The following is a 5,774-nucleotide window of genomic DNA, read 5'->3' as shown; positions in this document are numbered from 1 at the left end:
TTCCGATCTGGCGGCCGCGCCGCGGGCGGCCGCCGGCGACGGCCTGCCGCCGATCCAGCTCCCGCCGGCCGCGGCGGCCTCGCCCTCCGGCGCCGTCCTCGCGGCGCCCCCGCCGTCCCATGGCGCCTCGGTGCCCAGCCCGCACGCGCTGCCGGCCGCCAGTTCCGCGCTGACGCCGATCGCCAGCCCGCTCCGCCCGATGCCGAGCGCCGCCCCGGCCGCCTCTCTGAACACGCCGCCGACGGGCTTCTTCACCAGTCCGGGCCGGTAGCCGCGCAGGTGGGAACGCTCAGTCGTAGACCTGGCTGAGCGTCTCGGCGACGAGGCAGGGGCGCGGGCTGCCCTCCAGCTCCATCTCGTTCTCCACCGTCAGGCGCACCCCGCCCGGAAACGGGTCGCAGGCCTTCAGCGTGGAGTGCAGCCGCACGCGCGAGCCCGCCGGCACCATCGCCGTGAAGCGCACCTTGTTCGTGCCGTAGTTGATGCCGCGCGACTTGTTCTTGACGGTGTAGATCATCGGCCCCAGCCGCGGCAGCAGCGAGAGCGTGAGGAAGCCATGGGCGATGGTCTTGCCGCCCGGCATCTCCTTCTTCGCCCTCTCCACGTCGATATGGATCCACTGGTGATCGCCCGTCGCCTCGGCGAAGAGGTCGATGGTCTTCTGGTCCACGGTGAACCATTCGCTGGTGCCGAGCTTCTTGCCGACCCAGTCGGCCATGTCGGCGGGCTTCTCGATTTCGAGCATGTCGTTCTTTCCTATGGCTTCGGGCCCATTGCTTCGAGCAAGCTTGCCGCGCGCCCGTCCGAAGGACCAGCCCCGTCAGGCTTGGCGCGATGCCAGTTCCAGCCCGCGCGTGATCTTCGCCAACGGCTGCTCGGGCTGCGGCCCGACATAGCCGTCACCGGATAGGATCCTCCAGGTGCCTTGCCGCAGGTCCAGCTCGGCCGCGAAGGACCTTCCGCCCCGGAAGCGGCGGAGGCCAAGCGCGACGCGATGCTCGCCGGGAAAATCCGCCGTGGCGTCCCAATCCGTGCCCCGGAGATCGAGCACGACGCGGCCGGACACGAGGTCGATCACGCGGGGCGAATAGGCCCAGAGCGTGTTCCCCATCTCGACCGCCTCGAATTCGACGCGGATCGTGCCGTCGGGGGAGAGGCGCCGCATGCGCGGCCAGGGACCGAGCGCCAGGGCGCGGTCTTCCTCGATCGCAGCGGCCAGTTCCTCCCAGGGCCGGTCCGGGCCGTCCTCGCCCAGGTCGCGGAAGGTCCGGTCTTCGAGATCGAGGCGATAGAGCGAGTCGGTCGCATTGACGGAAAGATGCAGGAAGACGCCGCCATCCGGCTGCGGCAGCAATCGGCTGCGCAGCCAGCCGCTCAGATCGGCGAGGAGCGCGCCGGTCGTGTCGTCGAGGAGGCGCACGCCCTCGGGGCCGCGATCATGGCGGAGAATGCCGAGGATCGTGCTCTCCCGGACGACAGGGACCAGCGCCGCGGAGGGGGCTTCCTCCTCTTCCTCCGGCGGCGCGGCGGCCGGCATGATCCGGCCGAGCAGCCCGCGCATCCGCAAGCCGGCGGAGAAGCCGAGGGTGCAGGCGATCAGCCAGGGCAGGCCGAAGATCATGAGCAGCCGCAGGACGTCGCGGCCCATACGGTCGGGATCGCCCGACTTCTCCCAGGCCAGGCCGGTGGCGACCACCACGGGGCCGCCGATCGTCCAGATCGCGATGACGGCCACGCGCCAACCGCGCGGCGTGGACAGGATCAGCAGCGCCGGCAGCGCGATCGCGGCGGCGAAGAGGAGGAGGGCGGCCGACATCCGGCCTCAATCGAGCCCGACCAGGCTCCGCGCGAAATCCTTGGCCTCGAAAGGTCGCAGGTCGGCCGCCTTCTCGCCCACGCCCACGGCATGGACCGGCAGGCCGAACTCCTGCGCCAGCGCCACCACCACGCCGCCCTTGGCGGAGCCGTCCAGCTTGGTGACGACGAGGCCGGTGATGTCCACCATCTCCTTGAAGACCTTCACCTGGCTGACGGCATTCTGGCCGGTGGTCGCATCCAGCACGAGAAGGGTGGAATGCGGCACGGCCTCGTCCCCGCGCTTGAGCACGCGCACGACCTTGCGCAGCTCCTCCATCAGCGCGGTCTTGTTGTGCAGGCGCCCGGCGGTGTCGACGAGGAGGACGTCGATGCCCGCCGCCTTCGCATCGCGCAGCCCGTCGAAGGCGAGGCCGGCGGCGTCGGCGCCCATCTTGGCCGGCGCGACCACATGCGCGCCCGTGCGCTCGCCCCAGATCTGAAGCTGTTCCACGGCGGCGGCGCGGAAGGTGTCGCCGGCGACCATCCAGACCTTGAGGCCCCGGGCCCGGTACTGCTCGGCCAGCTTGGCGATGGTGGTGGTCTTGCCGGTGCCGTTCACGCCCACGACCAGCACGACATGCGGCGCATGGCGCGGCTCGATGGCCAAAGGCCGGGCGACGGGGGCGAGGATGGCGGCGATCTCTTCCGCCAGCGCCGTCTTCACCTCCTCGTCCGTGACCTCGCGGCCGAACTTCGTGCGCCGGAACGATTCGACGACCCGCCCGGAGGCGGCGACGCCGAGATCCGCGCCGATCAGCATCTCCTCCAGCTCCTCCAACGCGGCGTCGTCCAGCTTGCGCTTGAGGAACACGGTTCCGATGGCGTCGGTGAGCTTGGCCGTGGAGCGCGAGAGCCCCTGCTTCAGCCGGGCGAAGAAGCCCTGTTTGGGGGCTTCCTCGGGGGCCGCTTCCTGGATTTCCGACCTCGCGGGGTCGGGAATCTCGGGCTCGCGGATCGGCTCGGGCGGGATCTCGGGTGTCGGCGGTTCGCGCTGCGGCTCCGGCTCGCGGGGCGGCAGCTCGGGCGGGGGCACCGGCTCGGCCGGCGGCTCCTGGACGGGCGGAACGATCTCCGGCGTGGAGGGCGGCGGGATGTCGCTCGCCTGCGTTTCGGCGGTCTTGCCCTCCCCCGACTTGCCGGTGAGCTTTCCCCAGAGATCGCGCAGCGCCATCAGGCGGCCTCCTCGGCCATCAGCATGCGGCCGTCGGAGGCCGTGATCCGGGCGCGCAGCAAGGCTCCGCGCGGCGCGGAGCCGAGGCGTACCGGCGCGAAATGCCGCGTGTGGCCCATGCCGTCGGCCTCCATCAGCACCTCCTCGACCTGCCCGATGCGGGAGGAGAGGAAGCGCGCGCGCTCCATGTCGCCGGCCCGGCGCAGCCGCGCGGCCCGCTCGCGGCGGAGCGGCATGGGCAGCTGCGGCATGCGGGCGGCGGGCGTGCCGGCCCGGGCGGAATAGGGAAAGACGTGCAGGAAGCCGAGTTGCGCCTCCCCCACCAGATCGATCATCGCGCATAGCTGCTCCTCCGTCTCGGTCGGGAAACCGGCGATGAGGTCGGCCCCCAGCGCCACATCCGGACGTAACGCGCGAGCACGGGCGGAAAGTTGCAGCAGGTCGGCGCGGGAGTGGCGCCGGCGCATGCGCTTGAGGATCAGGTCATGGCCATGCTGGGCCGAGAGATGGAGATGGGGCATCAGCCGCGCCTCCTCCGCGAAGACGGCCCAGAATTTTTCGTCGAGTGCGGCCGGATCGAGGGATGACAGGCGAAGCCGCGGCAATTCGGGCACCTCGCGCAGGATCGCCCGGATGAGTGCCGCCAGCTCTGGATGGCTGGCGAGGTCAACCCCGGTCAGCACCACCTCGGCATGGCGGGTGGCGAGGTCGCGCACGGCGGCGACGGCCTCGGGGATGGGCATCGCCCGCGCCGGCCCCCGCCCCTGCGGGATGATGCAGAAGGTGCAGGCATGGTCGCAGCCCTGCTGGACCGCGAGGAAGGCGCGCGTCTCGCCCCCGGCCGCAAGGCCCAGCGGCGTCTCGCGCAGGATCGGCGCGACGGGCGCGGACCAGGCGGCCGGGTCCAGCTTCTGCCCATTGCCGATGACGCGGACCACGCCCGGCAGCGCGGCCCAGCTCCCGGGCGCGATCTGCGCGGCGCAGCCGGTGACCAGGATGGGCCGCCCCGGCTGCTCGCGCGCGGTGCGGCGGATGGCCTGGCGCGCCTGGGCCTCGGCCTCGCCCGTCACGGCGCAGGTGTTGACGATCAGCGCATCGGCGAAGCCGGCCCGCGCGGCAAGCGCGCGCATGGTCTCGCTCTCGGCGATATTGAGCCGGCAGCCGAAGGTCACCGTCTCAGCAGATGTTTCGCCCGGCCGATTCACGCCGCCGCGCCCATGGCGCCCCACGCAACAAGGGCTGGGCGATCGGACGGGAGTTCCAGCTCGCCCGTGAAGGACGTCGCCACGGGCCCGCTCATCAAGACATGCCCGTCCTCACGCTGCTCGATGACGAGGTCGCCGCCGCCCGGCACCGTCACGGCGCAGCGGGCCTCGACCAGCCCGCGCCGGCGGGCGTTCACCACGGCGGCGCAGGCGCCCGAGCCGCAGGCCAGGGTCAGCCCCGCGCCCCGCTCCCAGACCACCAGCCGCAGCTGCGTCCGCGAGAGCACCTGCGCGAAGCCGATATTGCCGCGCTCGGGCAGCAGCGGATCGTGCTCCAGTCCCGGCCCGATGCGCCGGATATCCAGCGCGTCCAGGTTCTCGACGAAGAAGGTCGCGTGCGGATTGCCCATCGAGCAGCAGGCCGCGTCCGACACGCCCTCGGCCGAAAGCGGCACATGCAGCGTGTCCATCTCGCGGGCCAGCGGGACGTCCCGCCAGCCCAGCTTCGGCGGCCCCATGTCGACGCGGACGGTGCCGTCGGGCAGGCGGTCGGCCGCCAGCATCCCCGCCGCGGTCCGGATGGCGACATGCGTCCGCCCCGTCTCGGCCAGCACCAGCGAGGCCGCGCAGCGCGTGCCGTTGCCGCAGGCGCCGGCCTCGGAGCCGTCCGAATTGTGGAAGCGGATGAAGAGGTCGGCATCCGCCGCCGGCTCCAGCGTCACCAGCTGGTCGAAGCCCACCCCGCGATGGCGGTCGCCCACCAGGCGGATGGCGTCGGGATCGAGGGCGATCGGCGCCGCGCGCGCGTCCAGCACGACGAAATCGTTGCCCAACCCGTGCATCTTGCGGAACGGAAGCCTCATGCAGCGCATATAGGGCACGATCCGCCGAAGCGGAAACGTAGCCGTCCGGTTAAATCCGTCCGCCGATAGGGACCGAATCGCGCCCGGCGCAGAGGCAGGGTTGGCGCGGCGGGCCAACCGACCTACCTCCCGCGCATGAGACGAGTAGCTCCCCTCTTCCTGGTCGCCGCCCTCGCGGGCTGCGCGCCGACCTATTCCGCCGACGAATATGCCGCCCGCGCGGTGCAGCAGGCCAATCCCGTGCAGCAGGGCGTCATCGCCGGCTCGCGGCGGGTGGCCGTCGCGGCCGACGGCACGACCGGCGCGGCCGCGGGCGCGGCGGCGGGCGGGGCCATCGGCGGCGCGGCGGTGGCCGGCAATTCGGTGAGCACCGCGCTGGGCGCGGTCGGCGGGGCGCTGGTCGGCGGGCTGGTCGGCACCACGGCCGAGCGGGGCTCGGCCAATACCAACGCCATCGAATACATCGTCCGCAAGACCAATGACGAGCTGATCTCGGTCACCCAGCGCGACGCGGAGCCGATCCCGCTGGGCACCCGCGTGCTGGTGATCACCGGCGCCCAGGCCCGCATCGTGCCCGACTACACGGACACCCAGACCGACGCCCTGCCGCGCACCGCCGGCGGCCGCCGCCCGGCCCCGCCGCGGCCGGCGCCCGCCCCCGCCGCCGAGCCGGCGGAG

Annotated in this window: 5 protein-coding genes and 2 pseudogenes; 2 read left to right on the top strand and 5 right to left on the bottom strand. The window is 72.5% G+C overall.

Annotation, left to right across the window (positions count from 1 at the left end; translation table 11 throughout):
- A pseudogene (locus EJV46_RS22720) lies at positions 1 to 271 on the top strand (energy transducer TonB); the annotation flags it as partial.
- Positions 272 to 289: 18 nt separating this feature from the next.
- Here the strand turns inward: EJV46_RS22720 and EJV46_RS07895 are convergent.
- The 5 genes from EJV46_RS07895 to dapF form a co-directional block, all read right to left on the bottom strand.
- The gene (locus tag EJV46_RS07895; protein WP_206020747.1) at positions 290 to 745 is read right to left on the bottom strand and encodes a MaoC family dehydratase; all 456 of its coding nucleotides are present in this window, start codon (positions 743 to 745) and stop codon (positions 290 to 292) included.
- A gap of 75 nt (positions 746 to 820) precedes the next feature.
- Positions 821 to 1,816, bottom strand: a complete 996-nt coding sequence (locus EJV46_RS07890; RefSeq protein WP_131548088.1) for a hypothetical protein — start codon at positions 1,814 to 1,816, stop codon at positions 821 to 823.
- Positions 1,817 to 1,822: 6 nt separating this feature from the next.
- Positions 1,823 to 2,797, bottom strand: coding sequence for a signal recognition particle-docking protein FtsY (gene ftsY / locus EJV46_RS07885; RefSeq protein WP_370323073.1), 975 nt, complete (start codon positions 2,795 to 2,797; stop codon positions 1,823 to 1,825).
- A gap of 230 nt (positions 2,798 to 3,027) precedes the next feature.
- Entirely contained in the window at positions 3,028 to 4,200 is a 1,173-nt protein-coding gene (locus tag EJV46_RS07880; RefSeq protein ID WP_255465999.1) for a MiaB/RimO family radical SAM methylthiotransferase, read from the bottom strand.
- 29 nt (positions 4,201 to 4,229) lie between these two features.
- A complete protein-coding gene (gene dapF, locus EJV46_RS07875; RefSeq protein ID WP_131548086.1) occupies positions 4,230 to 5,096 on the bottom strand; it encodes a diaminopimelate epimerase in 867 nt (288 codons plus the stop codon).
- A 135-nt stretch (positions 5,097 to 5,231) separates the two neighbouring features.
- Here dapF and EJV46_RS07870 point away from each other — a divergent pair.
- A pseudogene (locus tag EJV46_RS07870) lies at positions 5,232 to 5,774 on the top strand (hypothetical protein); the annotation flags it as partial.

This window comes from Roseococcus sp. SYP-B2431, from assembly GCF_004336745.1.
In the GTDB taxonomy this organism is placed as follows: Bacteria; Pseudomonadota; Alphaproteobacteria; order Acetobacterales; family Acetobacteraceae; genus Roseococcus.
The sequence above is the reverse complement of the archived record's forward strand: the minus strand, read 5'-3'. Positions and strand labels throughout refer to the sequence as shown.

Bases quoted from the DNA above. Each gene is read 5' to 3' on its own strand.
- dapF (WP_131548086.1), bottom strand. From the start codon at position 5,096: ATGAGGCTTCCGTTCCGCAAGATGCACGGGTTGGGCAACGATTTCGTC.
- EJV46_RS07890 (WP_131548088.1), bottom strand. From the start codon at position 1,816: ATGTCGGCCGCCCTCCTCCTCTTCGCCGCCGCGATCGCGCTGCCGGCG.
- EJV46_RS07895 (WP_206020747.1), bottom strand. From the start codon at position 745: ATGCTCGAAATCGAGAAGCCCGCCGACATGGCCGACTGGGTCGGCAAG.